General features: G+C 69.8%; 21 protein-coding genes and 1 pseudogene. 10 read left to right on the top strand and 12 right to left on the bottom strand.

The genetic code is table 11. The features are described from left to right. Positions 1–116 precede the first annotated feature (116 nt). Positions 117–2,078 carry a transglycosylase domain-containing protein gene (locus ACIPEK_RS08330; RefSeq protein WP_401992259.1) on the top strand — a complete coding sequence of 654 codons (1,962 nt, stop codon included), beginning with the start codon at positions 117–119 and terminating at the stop codon, positions 2,076–2,078. Positions 2,079–2,362: 284 nt separating this feature from the next. Here ACIPEK_RS08330 and ACIPEK_RS08335 read toward each other — a convergent pair. From ACIPEK_RS08335 to ACIPEK_RS08345, 3 genes and pseudogenes are all read right to left on the bottom strand, one after another. Next, positions 2,363–2,800, bottom strand: a pseudogene (locus ACIPEK_RS08335) (ATP-binding protein); the annotation flags it as partial. 113 nt (positions 2,801–2,913) lie between these two features. Further along, positions 2,914–3,411, bottom strand: coding sequence for a hypothetical protein (locus ACIPEK_RS08340; protein ID WP_401992262.1), 498 nt, complete (start codon positions 3,409–3,411; stop codon positions 2,914–2,916). A gap of 734 nt (positions 3,412–4,145) precedes the next feature. Continuing rightward, positions 4,146–4,370, bottom strand: a complete 225-nt coding sequence (locus tag ACIPEK_RS08345) for a hypothetical protein (RefSeq protein WP_093899786.1) — start codon at positions 4,368–4,370, stop codon at positions 4,146–4,148. A 210-nt stretch (positions 4,371–4,580) separates the two neighbouring features. On the opposite strand from ACIPEK_RS08345, the gene ACIPEK_RS08350 reads away from it, so the two are divergent. Continuing rightward, positions 4,581–4,964: a cold-shock protein gene (locus ACIPEK_RS08350; RefSeq protein WP_072485776.1), complete on the top strand. Its 384-nt coding sequence runs from the start codon at positions 4,581–4,583 to the stop codon at positions 4,962–4,964. Here ACIPEK_RS08350 and ACIPEK_RS08355 read toward each other — a convergent pair. Genes ACIPEK_RS08355 through ACIPEK_RS08370 form a run of 4 tightly spaced genes read right to left on the bottom strand, consistent with a single transcriptional unit; the run spans position 4,949 to position 8,529 of the window. Next, on the bottom strand, positions 4,949–5,851 hold the full coding sequence (locus tag ACIPEK_RS08355) for a 1,4-dihydroxy-6-naphthoate synthase (protein WP_401992265.1): 903 nt from the start codon (positions 5,849–5,851) through the stop codon (positions 4,949–4,951). The two genes, ACIPEK_RS08350 and ACIPEK_RS08355, sit on opposite strands and share 16 nt — an antisense overlap. Then, positions 5,832–6,554 carry a futalosine hydrolase gene (locus ACIPEK_RS08360; protein WP_401992268.1) on the bottom strand — a complete coding sequence of 241 codons (723 nt, stop codon included), beginning with the start codon at positions 6,552–6,554 and terminating at the stop codon, positions 5,832–5,834. The genes ACIPEK_RS08355 and ACIPEK_RS08360 overlap by 20 nt, the downstream gene beginning before the upstream one ends. A gap of 40 nt (positions 6,555–6,594) precedes the next feature. After that, positions 6,595–7,077, bottom strand: a complete 483-nt coding sequence (locus tag ACIPEK_RS08365; protein ID WP_383070581.1) for a DUF2771 domain-containing protein — start codon at positions 7,075–7,077, stop codon at positions 6,595–6,597. A 27-nt stretch (positions 7,078–7,104) separates the two neighbouring features. Continuing rightward, a complete protein-coding gene (locus ACIPEK_RS08370) occupies positions 7,105–8,529 on the bottom strand; it encodes an MFS transporter (protein WP_401992271.1) in 1,425 nt (474 codons plus the stop codon). A gap of 432 nt (positions 8,530–8,961) precedes the next feature. On the opposite strand from ACIPEK_RS08370, the gene ACIPEK_RS08375 reads away from it, so the two are divergent. The 4 genes from ACIPEK_RS08375 to ACIPEK_RS08390 all read left to right on the top strand — a co-directional run bounded on the left by ACIPEK_RS08375 (position 8,962) and on the right by ACIPEK_RS08390 (position 15,752). Next, complete coding sequence (locus ACIPEK_RS08375) at positions 8,962–9,897, top strand: DUF3027 domain-containing protein (RefSeq protein ID WP_401992274.1); 936 nt, start codon at positions 8,962–8,964, stop codon at positions 9,895–9,897. A 397-nt stretch (positions 9,898–10,294) separates the two neighbouring features. Further along, positions 10,295–13,501 carry a sacsin N-terminal ATP-binding-like domain-containing protein gene (locus tag ACIPEK_RS08380; protein ID WP_401992717.1) on the top strand — a complete coding sequence of 1,069 codons (3,207 nt, stop codon included), beginning with the start codon at positions 10,295–10,297 and terminating at the stop codon, positions 13,499–13,501. A 190-nt stretch (positions 13,502–13,691) separates the two neighbouring features. Then, positions 13,692–14,621, top strand: coding sequence for a hypothetical protein (locus tag ACIPEK_RS08385; RefSeq protein ID WP_401992277.1), 930 nt, complete (start codon positions 13,692–13,694; stop codon positions 14,619–14,621). A 246-nt stretch (positions 14,622–14,867) separates the two neighbouring features. After that, positions 14,868–15,752 (top strand): DUF5707 domain-containing protein, encoded by an 885-nt coding sequence (locus ACIPEK_RS08390; protein ID WP_401992280.1) that lies wholly within the window; start codon positions 14,868–14,870, stop codon positions 15,750–15,752. 24 nt (positions 15,753–15,776) lie between these two features. Here ACIPEK_RS08390 and ACIPEK_RS08395 read toward each other — a convergent pair whose 3' ends face one another. Continuing rightward, positions 15,777–18,257, bottom strand: a complete 2,481-nt coding sequence (locus ACIPEK_RS08395) for an HAD-IC family P-type ATPase (RefSeq protein WP_401992283.1) — start codon at positions 18,255–18,257, stop codon at positions 15,777–15,779. Between the two features lie 154 nt (positions 18,258–18,411). After that, complete coding sequence (locus tag ACIPEK_RS08400; protein WP_401992286.1) at positions 18,412–18,741, bottom strand: DUF2530 domain-containing protein; 330 nt, start codon at positions 18,739–18,741, stop codon at positions 18,412–18,414. Between the two features lie 222 nt (positions 18,742–18,963). Here ACIPEK_RS08400 and ACIPEK_RS08405 point away from each other — a divergent pair, with 222 nt between their 5' ends. Beyond that, complete coding sequence (locus tag ACIPEK_RS08405) at positions 18,964–20,418, top strand: NCS2 family permease (RefSeq protein ID WP_401992289.1); 1,455 nt, start codon at positions 18,964–18,966, stop codon at positions 20,416–20,418. On the opposite strand, the gene ACIPEK_RS08410 is transcribed toward ACIPEK_RS08405, so the two are convergent. Then, complete coding sequence (locus ACIPEK_RS08410; RefSeq protein WP_176740457.1) at positions 20,411–20,626, bottom strand: ribbon-helix-helix protein, CopG family; 216 nt, start codon at positions 20,624–20,626, stop codon at positions 20,411–20,413. The two genes, ACIPEK_RS08405 and ACIPEK_RS08410, sit on opposite strands and share 8 nt — an antisense overlap. Before the next feature lie 145 nt (positions 20,627–20,771). Here ACIPEK_RS08410 and ACIPEK_RS08415 point away from each other — a divergent pair, with 145 nt between their 5' ends. Together ACIPEK_RS08415 and ACIPEK_RS08420 are read left to right on the top strand one after the other, a co-directional pair. Further along, complete coding sequence (locus ACIPEK_RS08415; RefSeq protein WP_093899797.1) at positions 20,772–21,212, top strand: MarR family winged helix-turn-helix transcriptional regulator; 441 nt, start codon at positions 20,772–20,774, stop codon at positions 21,210–21,212. A gap of 95 nt (positions 21,213–21,307) precedes the next feature. After that, the gene (locus ACIPEK_RS08420; protein ID WP_401992294.1) at positions 21,308–22,642 is read left to right on the top strand and encodes an MFS transporter; all 1,335 of its coding nucleotides are present in this window, start codon (positions 21,308–21,310) and stop codon (positions 22,640–22,642) included. Positions 22,643–22,720: 78 nt separating this feature from the next. On the opposite strand, the gene ACIPEK_RS08425 is transcribed toward ACIPEK_RS08420, so the two are convergent. Continuing rightward, complete coding sequence (locus ACIPEK_RS08425) at positions 22,721–23,305, bottom strand: Uma2 family endonuclease (RefSeq protein ID WP_401992297.1); 585 nt, start codon at positions 23,303–23,305, stop codon at positions 22,721–22,723. Positions 23,306–23,405: 100 nt separating this feature from the next. On the opposite strand from ACIPEK_RS08425, the gene thpR reads away from it, so the two are divergent. Beyond that, entirely contained in the window at positions 23,406–23,978 is a 573-nt protein-coding gene (thpR, locus tag ACIPEK_RS08430) for an RNA 2',3'-cyclic phosphodiesterase (RefSeq protein WP_401992300.1), read from the top strand. A 230-nt stretch (positions 23,979–24,208) separates the two neighbouring features. Here the strand turns inward: thpR and ACIPEK_RS08435 are convergent, their stop codons facing one another. Continuing rightward, complete coding sequence (locus ACIPEK_RS08435; RefSeq protein ID WP_401992303.1) at positions 24,209–24,985, bottom strand: alpha/beta fold hydrolase; 777 nt, start codon at positions 24,983–24,985, stop codon at positions 24,209–24,211. Between the last annotated feature and the right edge of the window lie 36 nt (positions 24,986–25,021).

The raw sequence follows: 25,021 nt of genomic DNA on the forward strand, positions 1-25,021 counted from the left end.
CTCGGTTCGCCACCCGTGTCGGACGGGGCTCTGAGACAACCTGATCGCGATCCGGAACATCTCCTCCCACAAGCCCGCACCACACCGGTGCGGGACGGTGAACGAGGAGCCGGAGCATGGCCCGAAGCCCCATCCGCACGATCCGCCTTCGCGGGCTCCGTGTCGACTACCCCCGCCGGGGGAGAAGCAACTGGCGCCGCTGGGTCCCTTCGTGGCGGCAGGTGCTGAGCGGGATCCTGCTCGGATCCGGAGCGCTGGCCGGGCTGTTCGCCGTGATGTACGCGTCCGTCGACATCCCGGACGAGAACGCCGAGGCGCGCAGGCAGGGCACCGTCTACTACTGGGCGGACGGCAGCCAGATGGTGAGCGTGGGCGCGGTCGATCGGCAGAACGTGACGCTCGCCGACATACCCGATTCGGTGGAGCACGCGGTCATCGCCGCTGAGAACGAGACCTTCTACTCCGACTCGGGGGTATCGGCGAAGGGGATCGCTCGCGCGGCCGTCAGCATGGTCAAAGGCGGTGAGACCCAGGGCGGCTCCACCATCACCCAGCAGTACGTGAAGAACACCTATCTCAGCCAGGAGCAGTCGGCCACCCGGAAGTTCAAGGAGTTCTTCATCTCGCTGAAGCTGAGCAACAAGCAGAGCAAGGAGGAGATCCTCCAGGGATATCTGAACACCAGCTGGTTCGGCCGCGGCGCCTACGGCATCCAGGCAGCGGCGCAGGCGTACTACGGAATTCCCGCGAAGGACCTCGACCCCAGCCAGGCGGCGCTGCTCGCGTCCCTGCTCAAGGGGGCGGAGCAGTACGACCCCGCAGGCGGCAAAGGCAACCACGAACGCGCCGTCGACCGCTGGGAGTGGATTCTCGACCGGCAGGTGGAGATCGGCACGATGACGAAGGCCGAGCGGGCCGCGTACCAGAAGTTCCCCGAGCCGAGGCCGGCCGCCAAGCCGACCAGCCTCGGCGGCCAGACCGGCTATCTCGTCGACATCGCCAACAAGTACATCAAGAAGCGCTCGGGCCTCACCGACAAGGACCTCTTCCGGGGCGGCTACCGGGTGCACACCACCTTCGACAAGGCCAGGGTGGGGCAGCTGGAACGGGCCGTGCGGAGCGTGCGCAGGCGCGACCTCGACCCCAAGAAGCGCCCCGAGGACAAGTACGTCGAGGTCGGCGCCGCATCCGTGCGGTCCGACGGGGCCGTGGTCGCGGTGTACGGCGGAGCCGACGCGATCACCCACTTCGCCAACAACGCCGACACCGCGGGCGTCCCCGTCGGCTCGGCCTTCAAGCCCTTCGTGCTGGCCGCGGCGCTTCAGCACGGCGACGGGATCACCCTGAACAGCGGCTACGACAGTGAGGGGCGTCTGATCAAGGACGGCCCGTACGCAGCGCTCCCCGCCCCGCCGGGTGCCGGTGCCGGCCAGGTGATGGTCACGGCGCCGACGCCCCTGCGCGATGCGCTGGTCAAGTCGGCCAACGCAACCTTCGTGCTGCTCGGCAAGGACATCGGGCTGAAGAAGGTGAAGGAACTGGCGGTATCGGCCGGCCTGCACGAGCAGAGCCTGGCCCGCCTGGACAAGTCCTTTCCCCTCGGCACGTCCACACCGAGCGCGGTCAGGATGGCGGACGCGTACACCGCCTTCAGTAACGACGGCATGAGGGCCGATCCCTACTCGGTGACCAAGGTGATCCGGGACGGCGAGGCGGTCGAGGGCTTTGGGAAGCCCGAGCCGCGGCGCGTGATGGACGCCTCGGTGGCGAACGATGTGAACAACACCCTGGGGATGGTGGCCTGGACGAGGCTGGGGCAGGACGGGAAGTTCGCCGCGTTCGCCAAGTCCAGGGCTGCCGACGACGACCTCTCGGCGGGCGCGACCGGCAAGGACGACCGGATGAAGTCGGCCTGGTTCATCGGCCACACCAAGGGGCTGACCACAGCCGTCACGATGTTCCGCAACAAGCCGGGCACCCCTCAACTGCTGGGAATGCAGGGCGTGGGCGGACCCGATTCGGAGCGCGGCAATGTCTTCCCGCTCCGGATCTGGAGCGCCTACGTCATGGGGACGTAAGCCCACCCCCGTACGCGATCCGCAGTCGGTTGATCGCGTGGTGCGACCAATGAGATGCCGGGACGCCTCCGGCACAGGAGGACGGCCCCGTCCGCAAAAACCACCCCGAAAGTGAAGTGCGATGGTCAGGGGAAACCCACTGCGAGCCGGTCTGGAACTTCCAGGCGATCGCGTCGATCACCCCCCGGTGATCCCGCCACCGGCTGCCCGCCGACGCAAGCGCTGGGCGTCCCCTGCGAGGCGCCCCGCGCGTCGGCCGGGCCCGTCCCCGTTTCGATTCCAGATCACTGAGAGCCGTACGGCGGAGCATCGTCCGTCTTCACCGCGCACTCCACCCAGAGCAGTTTCCCGCCCTGCCCCGGCAGTCCGCCGCGCATGGGGTAGGCGCCCCAGCTCTCCGCGTAGAGGGTGACGAGGTACAGCCCCCGCCCCCGTTCGGCCAGTTCCGCCGGGGCTTCGGCGCTCCATCGGAAGGGGGCGGGGATGTGCGGGTTGGTGTCCCAGACGCTGAGCCGGATACGGCTGCGCCCGGCGTCGCGCAGGCGCAGGGAGTACGGCCCCGAGGAGTGCAGGTATGCGTTGGTGACCAGCTCGCTCGCCAGCAGCTCGGCGATCTCCGTGAGTTCGCGCATGCCGTGCACGCGCAGGATCGTACGGAGCGTCGATCGGGCCACGCCGGGGGCGCGGGGATCCTGCGGGAGTTGGAGGGTGTACGTCCAGGGTCACGGCGGTGTCGTCCATCGCTGAGGTGGCCCTTCTCCTTCACGGGAACAGAACAGGAACGGGAGCGGGAATCGTGACGCGGGAGAGTACGGCCTGGCGCGGTGGCGGGCTCTCACAGCAGGGGCGCCAGCCAGCCTTCCAGGACGGCTTCCCGGTGTCGTGAGCGCAGGACCTCGGTCGGCCGGTTCTCCGCCCACCACTGGGTCAGGGTGATGGGTGAGGCGCTGCCGCGGACGAAGTGGGAGAGCAGACCGAGCGAGAGGTCGACTTCCCGCTGCGTGTACGCGGTGGCCGCAGCAGAAAAGACCGGTGCCTCGACGCGCTGGTCCTGGGCATGCACCACCACGGTCATCTGTGCCGGACTGCCCGGAACCCAGGCGTCCAGGGCCGCCGCGGCGACCGTCGTCACCCGGGTCGCCCATCGGACGGCAGCCGAGCGCACCGGCACGTCGAGAACCTGGAGATCTGTCACATCCTCCCAGCCCCAGACATGTTGTTCAGGGCCGGTGACTGACAGCTCGGTAGGGGAGAGGAACACGCCAGGGCCCTCTTCGGCCGGAGGCGCGCCCAGACACACCCTGGTCTCCTCTATCCAGAACAGGCCGATCATGCTTCCCGGTTGGTTGGTATCGCCGTTCTGGGTGGATGAGGTTTTCAATTTCAGCTCCGTTCCTCGATCACAGACATGGGAGGTCCGTCCCCTGAGTGCCGGACCTTCCGTCTTTCGCGCCCTGCTGCGACCTGGGTCGCACCGGTCATGCGCGCATCACCGGCGGACGACTCCAAGGTGCGGACGACTCCGAGGTCAGGGAGCTTCCCCCGCTTCTTGACGCGCGTTCGATCATGCCAGGGCGGAACCCCGCACGGTGGCCCTTCCGGCCACGTAGGGATGTGCCTTCCACGTCCGAGAACCGGCCACCGTGGTCGGCGACTGGGCAGCGGTTCCAAACTCAAGCCCCGTGCCCACGCGGCCGCGTTTGAGCCATGGAAGCCATGGGGCGTCGGTGCCGGTTCTGCCTCCGAATGAGGCAGATGCTCTGAGAGGCGCAAGGTGAGGGCGGGTGAGCAACAGTTGGCCAGCCGACTTTTTCCGCAGTCGGCAGGGGTGCGGGGAGGCCCTTTTCGCCGGGTGAGTTCACTCCCGGCGTGCTTCCATCACCGGTGCGAGAACGAACTCTCTGAAGCAGTCGGCCAGCTAGAGAGATCGCTTCGTCAAGCCCCCTGCTCAGGAAGGCCAGATCGCAGGCCACCACGGTCAGGGCGAATCCGGTCAGCCCCATGAGGAGGGCGATCCCCAGGTGGAAACCGATCGACATGACGGCGGCCCGCCGGACGACCCCGGCCCTACCGCTTCGGCGACCCCGCCCGCACCGACCGCACCACGCCCGCCGCGGCGATCAGGAACCCCACCCCCATCAGCATGCACAGCGACCACGCGATGGACGGAAGCGGATGGGTTCCGAGGAACAGCGGGGCCATCGTGGCCAGCGTGGCCAGTGCGCCGATGAAGAAGACGATCGCGCCGATCCGGACGAGCCGGTCACCTGCGCCAGAAGGAGTAGTGCTCACCCCGCCAGGGTAGTTCCCGACACGGACGACCCACCCCACGGCAGGCGGCGCGCACAAGCATGCACCGTTTCTGGACAGCAGTCCGGATGACCAGGCTTGACGAGGGGTACTTCACCTGGGGAGGCTGCTGCCAGCAGGGGAGCACCACCACTGGATAGCCTGACCTGCTGAGGCTTGTTCCGGCATACGGGTTGAGATGGGGTGCGTGCTTTGCCGACTGGCAAGGTCAAATGGTTCAACAGCGAGAAGGGCTTCGGCTTTCTCTCCCGCGACGACGGCGGTGACGTCTTCGTGCACTCCTCGGTGCTTCCTGACGGCGTCGACGCACTCAAGCCCGGCCAGCGTGTCGAATTCGGCGTCGTCGCAGGTCAGCGCGGAGACCAGGCGCTCTCGGTGGCGATCCTGGACCCGACGCCGTCCGTCGCGGCCGCACAGCGCCGCAAGCCGGACGAGCTCGCGTCCATCGTGCAGGACCTGACCACCCTGCTGGAGAACATCACGCCGATGCTGGAGCGCGGCCGCTACCCCGACAAGGCGGCCGGTAAGAAGATCGGCGGCCTGCTGCGCGCGGTCGCCGATCAGCTCGACGTCTGACTCCGGCCTCCCGGCTGGTCTCGGACGAACGACAGCGCATTCGGGCCGAGGGGCGGTACCAGCCCCTCGGCCGCGGCGCGGGTCAGCAGTCCGCGGATCGCCGCGTAGCCGTCCTCGCCGAGGTCGGCGGTGAACTCGTTGACGTACAGCCCGATGTGCTGGTCCGCCACGGCCGGGTCCATCTCCTGCGCGTGCTCCAGCACGTAGGGCCGGGACGCCGCAGGGTCGTCCCAGGCCATCCGTACCGAGGTGCGCACCGACTCGGCGAGCAGCTTCAGCGTGTCCGCGCCCAGCGACCGCTTGGCGATGATCGCGCCGAGCGGGATCGGCAGCCCGGTCGTCTCCTCCCAGTGCCGGCCCATGTCCGCGAGGTTGTGCAGCCCGTAGTTCTGGTACGTGAAACGGGCCTCGTGGATGACGAGACCGGCGTCCACCTTCCCGTCACGCACGGCGGGCATGATCTCGTCGAACGGCATGACGACGATGTCGCCGACGCCGCCCGGCACCACTTCCGCCGCCCAGAGCCGGAACAGCAGATAAGCCGTGGAGCGCTCACTCGGCACGGCGACGGTCTTTCCCGTCAGATCCGTGCCCGCCTCCTTCGTGAGGACGAGCGGTCCGCAGCCCCGCCCCAGCGCCCCGCCGCACGGCAGCAGCGCGTACTCGTCGAGCACCCAGGGCAGCACCGCGTACGAAACCTTGAGCACGTCGAGCTCACCGCGCTCGGCCATTTTGTTGGTGATGTCGATGTCGGCGAAGGTGACATCGAGTGCGGGCGCGCCGGGGACCCTTCCGTGCGCCCAGGCGTCGAAGACGAAGGTGTCGTTCGGGCACGGCGAGAAAGCGATGCGCAACGGATTCGACGGGTTACGAGTCGTTTCGTTCATGGTGGGTCCAACCTTCCAGTGCGGGGACGATCTTCCCGAACGCCCCGGTGAGTGCGGCCAGCGCGTCGCCGATGCGCCAGGCGTCCCGGTCGCGCGGGCCGACGGCGTTCGAGACCGCCCTCAGTTCCAGCACCGGTACGCCCGTCCGTTCGGCGGCCTCGGCGACACCGAAGCCCTCCATGGCCTCGGCGGCAGCCCGAGGGTGCGCGGCCAGCAGGGCGGCGGCGCGCCCGGCGCTGCCGGTCACGGTCGAGACGGTGAGGATCTCGCCGGTGAGCGCGCCGGTGGCGGCGGCCACGTCGCGTACCTGCGCGGGCGGCGGCGTGAACCGGTCGCGGCCGAAGCCCAGACCGGTGACGGGCACGAAGCCCTCGGGGGTCTCGGCGCCCAGATCGGCGGCGACGATGCCGCTCGCGACGACGAGCGAGCCGACCGGGGCGACGGGCGCGAATCCGCCGCCGATCCCGGCCGAGACGACCAGGTCGTACGGAGCGGAGGCAAGCCCGAAAGCCGTCGCGGCGGCCGCGGCGGCCGGTCCGGCGCCGCCCGCGAGGACGTCGACGACGACGGAGCCGCCGGGGGCGTCCACGCGGTGGAGCCGAGCGCCCGGCACCTTGCGCACCACCACCTCGTACACATCCCCGAACGCACGCGTGACCGCGTCCCGTTCTGCTGGGACAGCGGTCACGACGAGCACACGCACGGGGCGAATCCTCCGAGGTCAGGAGGGGGAGGAGCGGGGGTCAGGAGGTCTTCTTCAGCTCGAAGTGCCAGATGCCGATCAAGTCCTTGCCCTTGGTCTCCACGATGCTGATCTGCGTCTTGTTGCTCGTGGTCTCGCCGGTCTGGCTGGAGAAGAAGGCGCTGCCCGGGATGGACCGGTAGGTCTTCTTGTACGGCTCCTGCTCGGCCTGCTGACCGTTGATGAACAGCGTCCAGCCGTTGTTCGCGATCTCCGGGTCGACGCCGAAGCGGACCTTGTCGTCCATCGCGACCTTGACGGACTTCTCCGCCTTCTTGTTGAGGCAGCTCTGGATTTCGGACTTCTTGAGGGCCTTGCCGTCGTTGTAGCAGGACGCCTCGGTGCTCACCGTGTTGCCGCCGACCGTTACGGTCGCGAGCGGCGTCGGCTTGTCGCAGGCGGAGAGGACAAGGAGTCCCGCGGACACGGCACCAAGAGCGACGCCGATTCGACGGCCCTTACCGGAGAAGAACGCAACGGTCATGGGCCGAAGGCTATCGGTCGCTCCGGTTCACGCCACGCGGGGGTGCGGCGAGCCGCGTCGCGCGGCGCTCAGCAGCCCCCGTACGGACGTGGCGGCGCCCAGGGTGAGGATGCCCGCGGCGACCGACATGCCCAGTACGCCGTTGAGGGGGAGGGCGATGCCGATGCCGCCGCCGATCACCCACGCCATCTGGAGCACGGTCTCGGACCGGGCGAACGCGGATGTCCTCACCTCTTCGGGCACGTCGCGCTGGATCATCGCGTCCAGGGAGAGCTTCGACAGGGCCTGGGTGAAGCCCGCCGTCGCGCTCAGCGCGGCGACCATGACGGTGCTGAAGAAGAGCGCGGCGAGCAAGGCGACGCCCAGGGCCAGGGCCAGCACCGAGGCGACGATCACTTCGGGGCCGCGGGCCCGGAACCAGGAGCCGACCGCCGTACCGAGCGCGTTGCCGACACCGGCCGCCACACCGACGATGCCGAGCGAGACGGCGGCGCTCTGCCCGGCGAGCGGGTGCTCGCGCAGCAGGAACGCCAGGAAGAAGATCAGGAAGCCGGAGAGCGCGCGGTGCGCGGTGTTGGCCTGGAGCCCGTTGAGCACGGACGGCCCCACGGACCGCAGCCCGGGCCGCTTCTCGCCCCGCTTCTCCCTGCCTCTCGCCCGTCCGTCGGTCTTCCCGTTCCCATTTGTCCCGGGCCGGGGGGCCGTCATGCCGTGCGGCGGCACCAGCTGGGCCTTCCGTTCGCCCTTCGAGGAGTCGACCTTGTGCGGCAGCGTGAAGGCGAGGACGGTCCCCCCGATGAAGATCACGCACGCGCCGTACAGCGGCCAGGCGGACCCGATGGTGTGCAGCCCCGCCCCGATCGGGGCGGCGATCCCGGTCGCCAGGAGCCCGGCCAGGGTGACCCGGGAGTTCGCCTTCACCAGGGAGAAGCGGGGTGGCAGCAGACGCGGCACGACAGCGCTGCGTACGACTCCGTACGCCTTCGAGCAGACCAGGACGCCCAGCGCGGCCGGATACAGCTCCAGGCCGCCGGTGGCGATCGCGCCCGACATGGTGAGCGCGAGCACCGCACGGGCCAGCATCGCACCGGCCATCGCGGCGCGGCGGCCGTGCGGAAGACGGTCCAGGAGCGGGCCGATCACGGGCGCGAGGAGCGTGAAGGGCGCCATGGTGATGGCGAGGTAGAGGGCGACGCGGCCGCGGGCCTCGTCCGTCGGTACGGAGAAGAACACCGTCGAGGCGAGCGCGATCGTGATCATCACATCGCCCGCGCCGTTCACGGCGTGCAGTTCGATCAGCTTGCCGAGCCCGGACTCCCCGGCGCCGTGGGCGTACGTCGCCTTCCGGATTCCTCTCGCGGTGCCGGTGAACGGGGTGTGAAGGGCATGACCGATCGTCCGGCCCGTCCTGCGGAGCGGGCCGGAATCCTTGTGCGACCTGGCTGAAGTCACTTCGTCATAGTGCCCCAGTCACTGCGGTGACGAACCGGGATCGGTGCGGGGCACGGTGCACTCCGCCCTGTCGGGTCAGTGCTCCGCCCGGTCCGGGCACGGTCTGCCCGGACCGGGCCGGCCGGCAATTGTGACGGTTCCGAGGCGGACTTTGCACGGGACGCGGCGCCGGATACGGCCTTGATTGGGACGGGCAGGTGGGCGGGGGGCGGCGGAGAGGGTAGCGTGCGTAGCGCGCCACCGGCGGTTGTTCTCGGCCGCGCGCCTATCGGCGATCCCGCAGAATGGATAGCAGAAGGTGCGCCCGAGGCAGGCACAACGGGTGTGGACGTCGACGCGGCCCTCAGGTCCGCTCCGCCCGCATCCGTCATGGCCGAATCGATGGATGTGCTGGCGCGCTCGTGAGACTGGCGTAGGAGAGAAGCGAGACCTGTGAGTGCTGTGACGACGCGAAGCCGTACGGCCCGTACCCCCGTTCCCGACCGTCTGTGCGCCGAGGCGGTAGACCTCGCCCGCGCGGCGGCCGAGGAAGCAGCCGCGCCGGGGGTCGTCGGTGAGCATGTGGCCGTGGTCTCCGAGGGGGACCGGGTCGTCACGCACTTCTTCGAGTGCGAGGAGCCGGGCTATCGGGGCTGGCGCTGGGCGGTGACGGTCGCCCGGGCGTCCCGCGCGAAGAACGTCACCCTCGACGAGACGGTGCTGCTGCCCGGCAGCGACGCGCTCCTCGCTCCGGAGTGGGTGCCGTGGAGCGAGCGGCTGCGTCCCGGGGACATGGGGCCGGGCGATCTGCTGCCCACGGAGGCGGACGACATCCGCCTGGAGCCCGGCTACACCGGCGAGGACGAGCCGCCGCCGAACTCCGCGGTCTCCGAGGTGTCCCAGGAGATGGCCGACCTCGTCGACGCGGAGGACGCGGAGCTGACGACGCGCCCCGCGACGACGAGCCGGGGCTCGGTCGCGGCGGTCGCGGAGGAGCTCGGTATGCGGCGGGCGCGGGTGCTGTCGCGCTACGGGCTGCACACGGCGGCCGACCGGTGGGACGAGGCGTTCGGCGCGAAGACGCCGATGGCTCAGGCGGCTCCGGCGTCCTGTGTCACCTGCGCGTTCCTGGTGCCGTTGGCGGGTTCACTGAAGCAGGCGTTCGGGGTGTGCGCGAACGAGTTCGGTCCGGCGGACGGGCATGTGGTGTCGCTGTCCTACGGGTGCGGTGGGCATTCGGAGGCGGCGGTGATGCCGAAGCCGCCGAAGCCGGCGCCGCATGCGCTGGACACGATGCAGGTGGACGAGTATCCGTTGCGTCCGGCGCGGGACTCGGGCTCGGTCCCGGCGGAACCGGACGGCCCGACGGAGGACCTCGGTCACTCCTGAGCGGGGCGAGGTTTCGGGGGGTTCTCCGGCGCGCCCGGCCATCGAACCTGCGGGCCCGCCCCGCGAACCGGTTCCGTCCTCGATCTCCCCCACAGCCTCAAGGGGGCCTCAAGGGTATGGGGGACCCCCTCGACGGGCTTGGGACGCGCCTGCGGGCCCGCCCGGCGAACCGGTTCCGTCCTCGATCGCCGGACGGGCTTGATTTCGCGCACCCCGGCCCGTCCGGGTGTTCGAGGGCGGAACCGGAGCGGTGGTGCGCGGTGCGGCAGAATCCGGCCTTGCCGTGGGCAGCCCCGCAGACACGACACCCCGTCCGGCGAGAGGACCCGGTACCTTCAGGCGCACACTGGCGGCACGGGCAACGCGTAACCGGAAAGAGCGGAGTCAGAGCGTGAGCATGAATGCGACCGAGGGGGCCGACCCGTTCGGGACCGCACGGCTGCGACGCGGCGTGCTCGACGCCTGGGGCGCCGGCCCTGCCAGATTCCGCGAGGACGCCAACGCCGAGGAGGACCTCGCGCTCGGCGGCTACCGCGACCGCCTCGTCGTCGAGCTGGCCCAGAACGCCGCCGACGCCGCCGCCCGCGCACAGGTCCCCGGCCGGCTCCGCCTCACCCTGCACCCGGCGACCGCGGACACCCCCGCCGCACTCGCCGCCGCCAATACCGGCGCCCCCCTCGACGCCACCGGCGTGGAGTCGCTCTCCACCCTGCGCGCCTCCGCCAAGCGCGAGGGGCACGAGGGTGCCGTCGGCAGGTTCGGCGTCGGGTTCGCCGCCGTGCTCGCGGTGAGCGACGAGCCCGCCGTCGTCGGCCGGCACGGCGGTGTCCGGTGGTCCCTCGCCGAGGCCCGCGACCTCGCCGCAAGGGCGGCCTTCGCCAGCCCGGGCCTCGGCGACGAGCTCCGCCGTCGCGACGGCCACGTACCCCTGCTGCGGCTCCCGCTGCCCGCCGAGGGCACCGCACCCGACGGGTACGACACCGTCGTCGTCCTCCCACTGCGCGACGGCGGTGCAGAGGACCTCGTGGTCCGGCTGCTCGACGCGGTCGACGACGCGCTCCTGCTCACCCTGCGCGGCCTCGACGAGATCGTGATCGAAACCCCGGACACCGTACGGACGTTGCGCCGGTCGCAGCACGGCCCGTACACCCACGTCGAGGACTCCGCGCACGGTACGCACCGCTGGCGCACCGTCACCCGGCACGGCCCCGTCGAGCCCGCCCTGCTGGCCGACCGGCCCCGCGAGGAACGTCTGCGTCCGCACTGGTCGGTCACCTGGGCGGTGCCGGTGGACACGGAGGGCGCCCCGGTGCGCCCCCGCACCGTCCCCGTCGTCCACGCTCCGACCCCCACCGACGAACCCCTCGGTATCCCCGCGCTGCTCATCGCGTCGCTGCCGCTCGACACCACCCGCCGCCACTTCGCACCGGGACCGCTCAGCGACTTCCTGGTGCAGCGCGCGGCCGATGCGTACGCCGAGCTGCTCGCCGACTGGCAGCCGGTGTCCATCGACACCATCGACCTCGTCCCCGGACCGCTCGGCAAGGGCGAACTGGACGGCGCCCTGCGCGGCGCGATCCTGGAGCGGCTGCCGCGCGTCGCGTTCCTGGAGCCCGCCGCCCCGCGCGACGCCACCACCGAAACGGACCGGTGGGTCACCTGGGACGCGCGGACGGACGGCATCCGCGCGACGGCCACCACTGCGCTGCGCCCCATCGAGGCCGAGGTGCTGGAAGGCGTGGGCGCCGAGACCGTACGGGTGCTCGCCGAGGTCCTGCCGTGCCTGCTGCCCGCCGGACTGGAGCGCCGCAGCGAACTGCGCACCCTCGGCATCGCCCGCGTCCCGCTGACCGAGGCGATCGACCGTCTCGCCGGTCTGGAGCGCGACCCCGGCTGGTGGCGGCGGCTGTACGACAGCCTGTCCGGCATCGACCCGGACCGTCTCTCCGGCCTGCCCGTCCCGCTCGCCGGTACACCGGAAGCACAGGACGCCGAGACCCCGACCGCCCCCCGCACCGCCATCGGCCCCCGCCAGGTCCTTCTCCCGTTCCCCGACGCACTCACCGGTCCCGTCCTGGGCCGCCTCGCCCGGCTCGGGCTGAAGGTCGCGCACCCGGACGCCGCGCATCCGCTGCTGGAGAAGCTGGGTGCCCTGCCCGCCACGCCCCGCGCCGTGCTGACGACCCCGCAGGTGCGGGCAGCCGTCGCCGGATCGCTGGACGCGGGCGAGATCTGGGACGAGGACGCACTGGACGCCGAAGAGCTCGCGGAGACCGTCCTCACCCTTGTGCGGGACGCGGAACTGGCGCCGGGTGACGAGCCCTGGCTCGGCGCGCTCGCCCTTCCCGACGAGGACGGCGAACCCGCGCCTGCCGGTGAACTCGTGCTGCCCGGCAGCCCGTTCGCGGCCATCATGCGGGAGGGTGAACTGGCGCTCTGCGACCAGGAATTGACCGACCGTTGGGGCGATCAGCCGCTCACCGCCTGTGGGGTGCTCGCCACCTTCGCCCTCGTACGGGCCACCGATGTCGTCCTGGATCCGGACGAACTGGAGCCCCGTGAGGGCGACTTCGTCGAGCCCGACGACGCCGGGCTGCTCGACGCCGTGGACGTGTGGTGCGAGGACATCCTCGATCAACTGCCCGACACCTCCGTGCCACCGGTCGCCACCGAACTCGTCGCCGTTCGCGACCTCGACCTCGTCGACGACGACGCCTGGCCGCAGGCGCTCGCCCTGCTCGCCCAGCCGCCGTTGCGCGACGCGCTGACCCAGCCGGTGCGGGTGCTGCTGCCCGACGGCACGACGCAGTCCGTCCGCCCCTACACGGCCTGGTGGCTGCGCGACCACCCCGTGCTCGCCGGCCGCCGCCCGGCCGGTCTGCGGTCCGCGGGCGGCGACCCGCGGCTGGCCGGACTGTACGACTCCGCCGACGCGACCGGCTTCGACGATGCCCAGGTGCTGCGTGCCCTCGGCGTACGGACGTCCGTGACCGCCCTCCTCGACGAGCCGGGCGGCGCCGCCGAACTTCTCGGCCGGCTCGCGGACGGGGACCGTGTGGTCGGCCCCGTACAACTGCATTCCCTGTACACGGCCCTGGCCGATCTCGACCCGGAACAGGTCACGCTGCCCGACGAATTGCGGGCCGTGGTCGACGGCGAGGTCCGGGTCGTCGACGCGGCGGACGCCGTGATCGCGGACGCCCCGGATCTGCTGCCGCTCGCCGGAGGACTCCCGCTGCTCCCGGTCGCCCCGACACGCGCGGCCGATCTGGCGGAGCTGTTCCAGGTGCGCAGGCTCGGCGAGAGCGTCGAGGCGGAGGTGACGACGGAGGGCGAGGAGCACCAAGTGCCGGATTCGGTACGGGTCCTGCTCGGCGCCGGAACCCCGGACGCGTACATCGAGCACGGCGAACTGCGCGCGGGCGGCGTCGAACTGGACTGGCGCCACACCTCCGACGGGACCGTGCACGCCGCCACGCTGGAAGGCGTCGCTGCGGGCCTGGCCTGGGCGGCGGGGCAGTGGCCGCGCCGCTTCGAGGTCGCGGCGCTGCTGGAGGACCCGTCCCGTACGGAGGAACTGGCCCGGGACCGCTGGTTCGACTGACGGGCCGGAGCGGCGCCGAAGCACATCGGCGCCGGGGCACCGGGCGAGTGCACAAGAAATCCCCAACAGGCGCACAACCGTTCACATGTCCCGGTGGTCTCTCCCTGTGAAGCCATCAGGCTTCACAGACGATCTTGGGCCTGCGGGCGGACGACCTCCGCGGGCCCCCTTCTCCTGTTGGGGAATGAACATGCGCATTCGTGCCACCGTGGCCGCCGTGACCGGCGCCCTGGCTCTCTCCGCCCTTGTCATTCCGTCGGCGGCTCAGGCCGACGACGCCCACCGCTCGACCGTCAGCGACGTCGCGCGTGCCGCTCAGTCCACCGTTGCCGGCTCCGGCGCCAAGTCCGGCGCGCGCTCCCTCGCGGCCGAGAGCGTCCCCGGTCAGCTCGACCTCACCTTCTCCAAGTTCACGGTGAACGGCGGCAAGCCGATCGCCGTGGGCACCACCGCCACAAAGACCGTGCCGACCACGTTCACCGTGACGCACGCCGCCGATGTGAACATCTTCGCCTCGGACTTCGCGCTCGATGTCTCGCTCTACCGCGGCTCGTTCAACGATCCGACGAACGAGCTCTACGGCGATGCCGCCCCCACCTGCAAGGCCGTCTCCTCCACGGTCGCCACCTGCAAGGGGCAGATCGCCATCTCGCCGCAGTACGACCTGATCGGCAACGCCGACGCCACGACGTGGAAGGCGGGGGGCTTCGCTGTCGACTTCAACGGCCAGGACCCGGCGAACCCCGACGTCAGCAAGATCGACTTCGCGCTGCAGGAAGGCCTGGGCACCGCCCGTGTGCAGCGGCTGTCGAAGCTGACGGTCGACGCCGCTCCGGAGCCCGTGAAGAAGGGCAAGACGATCACGGTCACCGGCAAGCTGTCGCGTGCGAGCTTCGACGACCTGAAGTACCACGGCTACGCCACGCAGCCGGTGAAGCTCCAGTTCCGCAAGAAGGGCAGCTCCACGTACACCACGGTCAAGACGATCAAGTCGAGCAGCACCGGCACCCTGAAGACCACGGTCAAGGCGTCGGTCGACGGTTACTGGCGCTACAGCTTCGCGGGTACGGCCACCACCCCGGCCGTCTCGGCCGCGGGTGACTTCGTCGACGTGAAGTAATTTCCGTCGCGCCACATGCACCACCGCGGGCCGTGCCCGGGGACGGTTTCCGTCCCCGGGCACGGCCCTCCGCGTGGGTCGCCGCGTTTCTCACTGCGGGACGACACACAAGAACTCCACTTTGCGTACAACCCTTCACATGCGTAAGAGGTCTGGTCTTTCGAGTCAGCAGACTCTCAGACCCAACGAGCCCCGCCCGGGTCGCACCACGTACCCGCGGGGCCCCTTTCTCCACTGGGGAAACATATGCGCATTCGTGCCACTGTTGCTGCCGTCTCCGGCGCCCTGGCCCTGTCCGCTCTTGTCGTTCCGGCCGCCCAGGCGGGCGACCACTCTGCTGCGAACCTGCACAAGCCGACGTCGGGTGCCGAGGTCTTCGGCACCGCCGCCAAGGGATCGTCGAAGGCCGCCGCGGCCACCCGCGCGGCCACGGCGGAACCCGTCATCTCCAAGGTCGTCGTCAACGGCGGCAAGGACATCGTCCTGGGCACCACCGCCTCGAAGACGATCTCCGTCTCGGTCACCGCGTCGCACGCGTCCGGTGTCGTCGACGCCTACGCCGACCTGTGGCACGGCACGGACCCGTCCTCCCAGAACACCATCGACGGGGCCATCCTGCCGAACGAGGACGCGGCGAAGTGCACCAAGGTCAACGCGACGACCTCGACCTGCAAGCTGACCTTCACGGTCTACCCGCGCTACGACCTGTACAAGAACTCCCTGGCCGGCACCTGGCACGTCTCCGCAGGTGCGCAGGCCGGTAACGAGACCGACATCGCCTTCACCGACTTCTACAGCACCGCCCGTGTGCAGCGGCTGTCGAAGCTGACGGTGAACGCGGCTCCGGAGCCCGTGAAGAAGGGCAGGACGATCACGGTCACCGGGAAGCTCTCGCGGGCCAACTGGGAGACCTTCAAGTACCAGGGCTACACCGGCCAGCCGGTGAAGCTCCAGTTCCGCAAGAAGACGAGCTCCACGTACACCACGGTCAAGACGATCAGGACGAACAGCACGGGCAACCTGAAGACCACGGTCAAGGCGTCGGTCGACGGTTACTGGCGCTACAGCTTCGCCGGTACGTCCACCACCCCGGCCGTCACGACCGCGGGCGACTTCGTCGACGTGAAGTAGCCCCCGTACGCAGCAGCACAGGAACTACGCCGGGAAGCGGCGGCCGACCAGCCGCCAGGCGAACTCCAGGCCGGCCGCCGCCACCACCGCGATCCCCACCGCGGTCCACGGCATCGTCGCTCCCACCAGCTTCAGCGCGAAGAAGTTCTGCAGCCACGGCACCACCAGCACGATCAGGAACGCCAGCCCCATCGCCGCCACCAGGCAGATCCGCCACCAGGTGTACGGGCGGGCGATGATCGCCAGGACCCACATCGAGACCAGGAACAGCGTGAGCGTGGCCGCGCTGGTCTCGGCGTCCAGCGCGCCCGTACCGGAGTAGTAGTGCCGGGCGATCAGATACGTCACGAAGGTGGCGACGGCGGCGATGACGCCCGACGGGATCGCGTACCGCATGACGCGGCGCACGAAGTGTGGATGGGCCCGTTCCTTGTTGGGGGCGAGGGCCAGGAAGAACGCCGGGACGCCGATCGTCAGCGTCGACAGCAGGGTCAGATGGCGCGGCAGGAACGGGTAGTCGACCTGGAAGCAGACCACCAGGATCGCCAGCAGCACCGAGTAGACGGTCTTGGTCAGGAACAGGGTGGCGACCCGGGTGATGTTGCCGATCACCCGACGGCCCTCGGCGACGACGGACGGCAGCGTCGCGAAGCTGTTGTCGAGCAGCACGATCTGGGCGACGGCCCGGGTCGCCTCGGAGCCCGAACCCATGGAGACGCCGATGTCGGCGTCCTTCAGCGCCAGCACGTCGTTGACACCGTCGCCGGTCATCGCGACGGTGTGACCGCGGGACTGGAGCGCGCCGACCATGTCCCGCTTCTGCTGCGGGGTGACCCGGCCGAAGACCGCGTTCTCCTCCATGGCCGTGGCCATTTCATCCGGGTCGGTGGGCAGACGGCGCGCGTCCAGGGTGTTCTCGGCGCCCGGCAGGCCGAGCTTTCCGGCGACCGCGCCGACGGAGACCGCGTTGTCACCGGAGATGACCTTCGCGGCGACCCGCTGGTCGGCGAAGTAGGCCAGCGTCTCCCCGGCGTCCGCCCGCAGCCGCTGTTCCAGGACGACCAGTGCGCTCGGTACGGCTCCGACGGCCATGTCCGGCCCTTCGAGCTCGCCCTGCGCGCGGGCCAGCAGCAGCACCCGCAGTCCCTGTTCATTGAGCTGCTCGATCTCGGCGAGTGCCGGGTCCTGCTCGGGCAGCAGCACATCGGGCGCGCCCAGGAGCCAGGCCGACGCCCGGCCGCCGCCCTCGTCGAACGCGGCGCCGCTGTACTTGCGGGCCGAGGAGAACGGCAGTGACTGCGTGCACCGCCACACCTCCCCGTCGGGGTAGGCGTCGACGATGGCCTGCAGGCTGGCGTTGGGCCGGGGGTCGGACGCGCCGAGGGCACCCAGCACGCGCTGTATGTACGTGTCGTCCGCACCGCCCAGCGCCCTGACCTCGGTGACGTCCATGCCGCCCTCGGTGAGGGTGCCGGTCTTGTCCAGGCAGACGACGTCGACGCGGGCCAGACCCTCGATGGCGGGGAGCTCCTGCACCAGACACTGTTTGCGGCCGAGCCGTACGACACCGATCGCGAAGGCGACCGAGGTGAGCAGCACCAGGCCTTCCGGGATCATCGGGACGATGCCGCCGACGGTCCGGGCGACCGACCCCTTGATGTCGTTGTTGTTGACGACGAGCTGACTGATGACCAGGCCGATCGCGGTCGGCACCATCATCCAGGTGACGTATTTGAGGATGGTGGAGATGCCGGTGCGCAGCTCGGACTGGACGAGGGTGAAGCGGGACGCCTCCTCGGCGAGCTGTGCGGCGTAGGCCTCACGGCCGACCTTGGTGGCGGCGAACGAGCCGCCGCCCGCGACGACGAAGCTGCCGGACATCACGAGGTCGCCGGGCTGCTTCAGCACCGGGTCGGCCTCGCCGGTGAGCAGCGATTCGTCGATCTCCAGGCTGTCGGCCTCGGCGACCGTGCCGTCCACGACGACCTTGTCGCCGGGGCCCAGCTCGACGAGATCGCCGAGAACGATCTCGGAGGTGGAGATCTCGGCCGAGACCCCGTCGCGCCGCACCGTGGGTTTGGCCTCGCCGATGACCGCGAGGCTGTCGAGGGTCTTCTTGGCCCGCCACTCCTGGACGATGCCGATGCCGGTGTTGGCGACGATCACGAAGCCGAAGAGGCTGTCCTGGATCGGCGCGACGAACAGCATGATCAGCCAGAGCACGCCGATGATCAGGTTGAACCGGGTGAAGACGTTCGCGCGGACGATCTCGCGGACGGAACGGGACGAGCGGACGGGTACGTCGTTGACCTCGCCGCGGGCGATCCGCTCGGCCACCTCGGCCGCGGTCAGCCCGCGGGTGCTCACGGCCGGGGCCGGCAGTTTCATCGGGTGGACCGGGTCGAGCTCGGACCCGGCGTCGATCATGGCCGGTCCGGGGCGGCCGGAAATGCCGGATGCCCCGGGGGTCTGCTCGCCGAAGGAGTGGGGTGCCCGCTGCGTCATGGTTCCGACGGTACGGGTGGATCGTCCGATTCGGCCAACGGGGGTCCGAAGATCAGACCGGAGGAGGAGGGGAATGGTCCTGCGGTGGTACAGAGGCCCTGATGCCGGGCTGTGCCGGACGGTGCCGGGCGGCGCACCGAGGCGCCGGACGGTTTCACGCCGTGGCGCCCGACGTGCCCTCCGTGTCCGTCCCTGCGCTCGGCGCGGAAGCCCCGGAAGCCGCAGCCCCGGAAGCCGCAGCCGCGGCCGCCCGCTTGATCGCCGCGTCGCGCCCCCGTACGTACCAGATACCGATCAGGCCGAGCCCCGCACCGGCCAGGCAGGTCCACACCCACCACAGGTGCCCGTGGTCGTCGAACCAGCCGTAGAACGGCAACTGGACCAGGAAGAGGACGAACCAGAGGATCGTGCCGCCGGTGATGGTGGCGACGACGGGCCCCTCCAGGGGCTCGGGTGCCTCGTGCTTCGGTGTCCACTTCGCCATGACCTCAGTGTATGGGCCCACCTGCGACCCCCTCCCGTAGCCCGTAAAGACGGCATGCGTAAAGGCCGGCAGGCCAGCCGTCTCAAGGGTCTACGCGCGGAGATAGCGATCTTCGCCTTATGTATTCATACTGAATCTGCTTACGGCTGACTCGAATTATTCGTGTAAAAGTCCAAAGCTGACTACTTTTAGCCCCCCCTCTACGTACGACTGAGGTCATACATGTCCCCCTCGGCCACCGCTTCGGTCGACTCCAAGCAGTCTCCGGCTCCTCAGCCGCACAACGGCCTGGATCGTTTTTTCAAGATCTCCGAGCGGGGGTCGTCGGTTGCGCGCGAGATCCGCGGCGGATTCGCCACGTTCTTCGCAATGGCGTACATCATCGTGCTGAACCCGATCATTCTCGGTAGCGCGAAGGACATGTACGGGCACCAGCTCAACGGGGGGCAGCTGGTCACCGCCACCGTGCTGACCGCCGCGTTCTCCACGCTTCTGATGGGCGTCATCGGCAATGTGCCGATCGCGCTGGCCGCCGGCCTCGGCGTCAACACCGTCGTGGCCCTCCAGCTCGCTCCCAGGATGAGCTGGCCGGACGCGATGGGCATGGTCGTCCTCGCGGGCATCGTGGTCATGCTGCTGGTCGCGACCGGGCTTCGCGAACGCGTGATGCACGCCGTACCGAAGTCGCTCCGCAAGGGCATCGCGATCGGTATCGGCCTTTTCATCCTGCTGATCGGCCTGGTCGACTCGGGCTTCGTCTCCCGTATCCCGGACGCCGCGCACACCACCGTGCCGCTCCAGCTCGGCAGCGACGGCCACCTCACCGGCTGGCCGGTTCTGGTCTTCGTCCTCGGCGCGCTGCTCACCCTCGCGCTGATCGTCCGCAAGGTGTCGGGCGCGATCCTGATCTCCATCGTCGCGATGACGGTCGTCGCGATGATCATCGACGCGGTCGCCCATCTGCCGGGCGAGGCGTGGGGTCTGACCGTCCCGCAGTGGCCGGGCAACCCGGTCGCCACCCCGGACTTCGGGCTGATCGGCAAGGTCAGTCTGTTCGGCGGCTTCGACAAGGTCGGTGTGCTCACCGGCATCCTGTTCGTCTTCACCGTGCTGCTGTCCTGCTTCTTCGATGCGATGGGCACCATCCTCGGTGTCGGCGACGAGGCGAAGCTGACGGACAAGGACGGCAACTTCCCGGGCATCAACAAGGTGCTGTTCGTCGACGGCATCGCGGTCGCCGCGGGCGGTGCGAGCTCCGCCTCGGCGGGTACCTGCTTCGTGGAGTCCACGGCGGGTGTCGGCGAGGGTGCCCGCACCGGCCTCGCGAGCATCGTGACGGGTCTGCTGTTCACGGTGTCGCTGTTCCTGACGCCGTTGGCGACCATGGTTCCGTCGCAGGCGGCCACCCCGGCGCTGCTGGCGGTCGGCTTCCTGATCATCTCGGGTTCGGTGCGGGACATCGACTGGAGCGACTACACGCTCGCCATCCCGGCCTTCCTGGCCATGCTGATGATGCCGTTCACGTACTCGATCACCAACGGCATCGGCATCGGCTTCATCGCCTTCTCCGTGCTGCGGGTCGTGGCCGGGCGCTGGCGCGAGGTGCCGGCGGCCATGTACGTGGTGTCGGCGGTCTTCGTCTTCTACTACGCGATGCCGGCCCTCGGCCTCACGTGACCTCTTCCGCCCTGATCCCTGCGGTCCCTTCCGGACCGTAGAACTTCTCCGTCTCGTCGACGGCCGCCTTGAAGCGCTCGTCGAAGTCATCCCGAATGAGCGTCCGGACGACATAGTCCTGGACGCTCATTCCGCGTTTGGCGGCATGCTGCCTGAGCCGGTCGAGCAGCTCACCGTCTATCCGCAGGCTGAGCACAGTCGATCCCATGGCAAGCAGGGTTACGGCCCACGAGGTCGTCTGGCGTCACTTTCCAGATCCAACTCACTCGTTCGGGTGATCGATTGGGTGATGTGGCTCTCGCGCGTGTAACACGAATGGTCTTTAGGGTAGGTAATGAGTTACGCTAATGAACATGCCTGACCTGATCCACGACGGCGACAGTGCGGCCGCCGTGAGCTCCCTTCGCTCCGCCGTGATGCTGCTCGGCCGACGCCTGAAGCACCAGCGCGTCGACGAGTCGCTGAGCCCCACCGAGATGTCGGTGCTCGGCACGCTCGCCCGCTGCGGTTCGGCCACGCCCGGTGAGCTGGCCCGCAAGGAGCATGTGCAGCCTCCGTCGATGACTCGCATCGTCGCGCTGCTGGAAGCCAAGGGACTGGTCAGACTGGAACCGCACCCCGATGACCGTCGCCAGAAGATGGTCAGCCAGACCGAACAGGCGGAAGCCATGCTCGAAGAGAGCCGCTCCAAGCGGAACGCCTGGCTGACCACCCTCGCCGAGGGCCTGGACGAGGAAGAGTGGGAGACGCTGCGCAAGGCGGCGCCCGTGCTGGAGAAGCTCGCCCACCTGTAGCGGGGCCGGCCACGCCGGACCACGGCCGGCGCACCGCCCGCACCGCCGCATCCCGTCAGTCAGCGAAATGTATACGCCCGAGGAGGCGAACCCTTTTGAGTACGGGATCCGGAGCAGACTCCGCCCCCGCACCGACTTCCACCCACGAGAGCAAGCCCGGCGGGACCTTCTCGTCGCTGAAGATCCGTAACTACCGCCTGTTCGCCACGGGCGCCGTGATCTCCAACACCGGTACCTGGATGTCCCGCATCACGCAGGACTGGCTCGTCCTGAGCCTCACCGGATCCGCCACCGCCGTCGGCATCACCACGGCCCTCCAGTTTCTTCCGATGCTTCTCTTCGGCCTGTACGGCGGCGTCATCGCCGACCGTCTCCCGAAGCGGAAGCTTCTTCTCGTCAGCCAGGCGGCTCTCGGCCTGTGCGGGATCGCCCTCGCGGTGCTCACGCTCTCCGGTGTCGTCCAGGTGTGGCACGTCTACCTCATCGCGTTCCTGCTCGGCATGGTGACGGTCGTCGACAACCCGGCCCGCCAGTCGTTCGTCTCCGAGATGGTGGGTCCCGCCCAGCTGCGGAACGCGGTCAGTCTCAACTCGGCGAACTTCCAGTCCGCCCGGCTCATCGGCCCCGCCGTCGCGGGTGTCCTGATCACCACGGTCGGCAGCGGCTGGGCCTTCATGTTCAACGGCTTGTCCTTCGCGGCCCCGCTGGTCGGCCTGATGCTGATGCGTACGAGCGAGCTGCACAAGGCCACCGTCGTGCCGCGCGCCAAGGGGCAGCTGCGGGAGGGCCTGCGCTATGTCTCCGGCCGCCCCGAGCTGATCTGGCCGATCGTCCTGGTCGGCTTCGTCGGCACGTTCGGGTTCAACTTCCCGATCTGGCTCACGGCCTTCGCGGACGAGATCTTCCACGGCGGCGCCGGGATGTACTCGTTCTTCAACATCCTCATGGCGGCCGGCTCCCTCGTCGGCGCCCTGCTTGCCGCCCGTCGCCGCTCCTCGCGGCTGCGGATGCTGGTGGCCGCCGGCACGGTGTTCGGTCTGCTGGAGATCGTCGCGGCCCTGTCGCCGTCCGTCTGGCTCTTCGCGATCCTGCTGGTCCCGATCGGCATGATCGGCCTGACGACCAACATCAGCGCGAACACGAGCGTCCAGATGGCCGCCGACCCGGCGATGCGCGGCCGGGTCATGAGCCTGTACATGATGGTCTTCGCCGGTGGTACGCCGGTGGGCGCCCCGATCGTCGGCTGGGTCAGCGACGCCTACGGGGTCCGTACGGGCATGGTGGTCGGCGGTGCGTTCTCACTGGTGGCCGCACTGGGCGTCGGTTTCATGCTGGCTCGCGTGGGCGGCCTCCGCCTCAAGGTCGACCTCCGCCCGGGCCGCCCGCACGTGCGGTTCGTCCCGCGCGAAGAGCTGGCCACGGCGGCCTGAGGACCGGTCGCAAAGCACCTGCCACGGGCCCCGACCGGCGGACACCGGTCGGGGCCCGTGGCACGTACGGGGCCCGTGTCAGTCGCGGGGGAACCCGCCCGTCTCCAGGGTGAGACCCACAAGGGTCGCGGTGAGGTCGATCGGGGTGCCGAAGTCGAGGCTCAACACGCTGCGGTACTCGTCGTCCTTCGGGAGCGTGTGGAGATGCCACGTGCCGGTGTACGGGTCGACGATGACGTACACGGGTACGCCGGCCGTGGCGTACGCGGCCTTCTTCGCCCCGTAGTCGTTGGCGGCGGTGTCCTTGGAAATCACCTCGGCCACGAACTCGATGTCCTGGTAGCGCCAGCGGCCCTTGGAGTCCTTGGTGGCGTCCTCAGCCAGGGCGACGACATCAGAAGCGAAGCCGTTGAGACGGCCCGGGAAGTCGATGCGCACATCGGACTTCAGCCGCTGTCGCGGGTACCTGGCACGCAGTTGCTCGACGATGTCGAAGATGACCTCCCAGTGGGTGTCCCGCTGCGGCGACATGTAGATGTTCCCCTCGACGATCTCGACCTTGAATCCCTCGGGGGTGGGCTCAAGCCACTCGAACATCATGTCCAGAGTGCGCTCGTCGCTGCTGTCGGCCATCTCGATCCTGTCGGTCTCTACGACGGTCATCGTGCCGCTCCTCCCCGCTGCCGCACGGGCGCGGGCAGCCGCGTAGTACAACGATACGCACGGAGCCCGGGACACGCCGTTACGGTGCGACACTCGGTCCATGAGCCGTCTCAGACTCTTTGTCGCCGTGTCGCCGCCCGACCGCGCAATCCAGGAACTGCGCCGTGCCGTCGACCCGCTGCGCGCGCTCCCCGGTGCCGGGAAACTGCGCTGGACCGGTACGCCCAGCTGGCACTTCACGCTCGCGTTCCTCGGGTCCGTGGACGAGGAGGTGCTGCCCGAGCTGCGTGCGCGCCTCGAACGGGCGGCCCGCCGTACCGAGCCCTTCCCGTTGCACATCCACGGCGCCGGCCGGTTCGGCGGGCGGGCGCTGTGGGCGGGGGCCGCGGGTGGGATCGACACGTTGCGGTTCCTCGCCGAACGCGCGGATGCCGCCGCCCGTCGCGCCGGCATCCCGATGGAGGAGCACCGCCGCTACAGCGCGCACCTCACCCTCGCCCGCAGCCGTACCGAGGCCGACCTGCGCCCCTTCGTCGAGGCTCTCGAGGGCTTCGAGGGCACCCCGTGGGAGGTCGGTGAGCTCGCCCTCGTACGCAGCAACCTGCCGGTCGCCGGGGTGCGGGGCGAGCAGCCTCGGTACGAGGTGATCGCATCCTGGTCGCTGGGTCACTGAGACGGGCGGTTACGCTCGGAGGGTGGACCCGAAGACCAGAAACCGCATCATGGCCGCCGTACTCGTGCTGATGTTCGTCGTCGTCGCCGTGGCAGCCGCCGTCGGAGCGTGACGCGGTGCCTCGGTAGGCCTCGTTGCAGGAGGCCGGGGCCGCACTGATGGCCGTGCCCGCAATCCCGCGCCATGGGTGCGAGCCCAGGCCCGCCGCGTCCGACGCGCACCACTGGGTCTCAGGCGTTGACGGCCGACGCCGTCTCCTTGGCGAACGCCTCCGGGTTGTCCAGCATGATGTTGTGCCCGCACTCCGGGACCGCCACGACCCGTACCCCGTTCTCGATCAGCGTTTCCTCGCCGGGCAGCGGTCCGTTGTCCAGGGGGCGCAGATACGTACGCGGAATGTTCAGGTTCAGCAGTAGCTCGCGCATCGTCGGCGTCGTTCCGCGGGCGAGATGCACTGCGGTGCGGTGCAGTGCCTCGGGGCCCGCGAGGCGCATGGTCGCCCACCAGTGGGGCCCCACCCGGTCGCGCACTTCCTCCAGGCCGCCGGCCAGGAACTCCTCCTCCGTGTACCGGGCGAGGCCGCTGCTGCCCGGCCGGGCCGGGTCGGGGGCGACCGGGTCCAGATTGGCGTCGACCAGCACCAGCCGGGCCACCAGCCGCGGGTGGCGTGCCGCGAGCACGATGGCCACCGCACCGCCCATGCTGTGCGCGACCACGTCCGAGTCGTACGCGTCGGCCGCCTTCAGCGCCGCCGCCACCGCGTCGGCGTGTTCTTCCAGGGTGTAGCCGAAGTCCGTGGGGCGATCGCTGATTCCGAAGCCGAGCAGGTCCATGAGCAGCGACCGGCTGTCGGCCAGCAGGGGATGCACGGCGCTCGCGGTGAAGTACGGGCCGGACGAGGCCCCGAGCCCGTGCAGATAGACCCGGGTACGGGACGTGCCGGGGCGGCCGGGGAGCTCCACCCACCGGATGCACGCACCGTCGGCCGTCACCTGAGCGTTCTGCATGTTTCCTCCTCCTTGCCCCACAACCGATAACCTCGG

This window comes from Streptomyces sp. NPDC088246, from assembly GCF_044741025.1.
Taxonomy (GTDB): Bacteria; Actinomycetota; Actinomycetes; order Streptomycetales; family Streptomycetaceae; genus Streptomyces.